Raw genomic sequence first — 1616 nt, forward strand, 5'->3', positions numbered from 1 at the left:
ATTGGTTCCGAGCGGTATCGCGGCGGCGTTGTCAACCGCCTGTGAGGCGGTGCTGTACAGCATGGCGTTCTGGTTGGTCGCGGTTGCGCCCGCCGGTCCCGTCGCTCCGGTCGCGCCGGTTGCGCCCGTCTCACCCTGCGGCCCCTGCGGTCCCGTCGCTCCGGTTGCGCCCGTCTCACCCTGCGGCCCCTGCGGACCGGTCGCACCGGTTGCGCCCGACGGCCCCTGCGGACCCGTTGCGCCGGTCGCGCCTGTCGCACCCTGCGGCCCCGCCGGACCGGCAGGACCCGGTATCCCCTGCGGACCTTGCGGTCCCTGCGGTCCCGGAGGCCCCTGCAAGCCCATTGGCCCAGCCGGACCTACGTTGCTGCCGCAGCCGCAGCAGCCGCAGCTGCCGTTGCAGCGGTCGGAATATATCTTGGTGGAGTAGTAATCGTTATCAGGCATATAATACCTCCGAATTTTGGTATTTGCGAGGTTGCCCTCGGAGCATTATATGCATCTGCCGTTACCGGCGTTATGCCGCCGGAACACAAAAGAACACAGACTGTCAAAAAAGTCTTGTAAGGACTTTTTTGACAAGCTGAACAGGGAGCGCGCCGCGCTCCCTGTTGATCACATATGGTTTTTATCCGCCGTATTCGCAGATATATGCTATTTTACCGCTGTACATATGCGCAAAGTCCTTGCAGGGGTCGTTGCGGCTGTCGTTCTGTGACCAGCCCCTGTTATTCCACAAAAGCATATAATCCTCAGGAACACCGTTGTCGGTGTAGGAGGGTTCGCCGTAAGCCCATTTTTCGTAGACTTCGGATGAACCGTCTTCCCAGATCACGGTTCCGTTTTCGCGGTGTCCGCCGATCCAGACATATGTCACGCCGGCATCGGAAGCAAGCTGAGTAACCACGGCAAATTCGTCCGCGTCGTTGATGACGACAAGGTGGCCGCCGAGGGCTTCACACTTTTCCTTGGCCTGCTCCCAACTGACGTCTTCAACAAATACCTTATAGCTATGCTCTACCGGCTCGGAGGACTGCGCCGTTCCGGCTGTGTCGGCGCCGGGAATATAAGGCGCTTCCGAAGGATCGGGCGGTATGTCAAGGTCGTTCGAGGTGTCCACGGGCGCGGGCGTCACGTTGACGGCGGAGGCGGCAGGTTCATCGTCGTCTATAAGTGCCGAATAGTCGCCATGTTCAATGTTTTCGGCTGCTTTCTGCGTCTCCTCGGTACTTTCGGTAAGATCTTTTATCAGGGCGTTGAAGAGAATAGAGACGATGACGAGTACGGCGCAAAGCACAAGGATTATTGCCACGGGGCGGCGCTTGCGGCGATTAAGCTTTTCGGCGGAGATACGCTCCCTTTCCGCACCCTTGGTGTACTGCACCGCAGGGGCGGCGTTTTTGTCCGCAGTTACATATACCGGCTCAAGCTCACCCTCATCGCCGTCAGGCTCACTCTGAGGGATATACAGGTCAAAATCCTCTTCGCCGCTTGCCGCGGCAGGGACGGCTTCGGCTGCTTCCGTTTCATCTTCCGCATTTTCCTCGACGGGGGAAACGTCTTCGCTATCCTCCGGCGCGGGAATGGGGGTGTCTTCTGCCTTTTCGATAATACCA

The 1616-nt window shown here is 59.1% G+C and carries 1 protein-coding gene and 1 pseudogene; both read right to left on the bottom strand.

Annotation, left to right across the window (positions count from 1 at the left end; all coding sequences use genetic code 11):
• Positions 1–447, bottom strand: a pseudogene (locus tag Q0H50_RS09500) (hypothetical protein); the annotation flags it as partial.
• A 181-nt stretch (positions 448–628) separates the two neighbouring features.
• A partial coding sequence (locus tag Q0H50_RS09505) for a C-type lectin domain-containing protein (RefSeq protein ID WP_294421710.1) occupies positions 629–1616 on the bottom strand: 988 nt, incomplete at its 5' end.

Origin of the sequence: uncultured Senegalimassilia sp., assembly GCF_934632265.1 — a bacterium.
GTDB lineage: Bacteria > Actinomycetota > Coriobacteriia > Coriobacteriales > Eggerthellaceae > Senegalimassilia.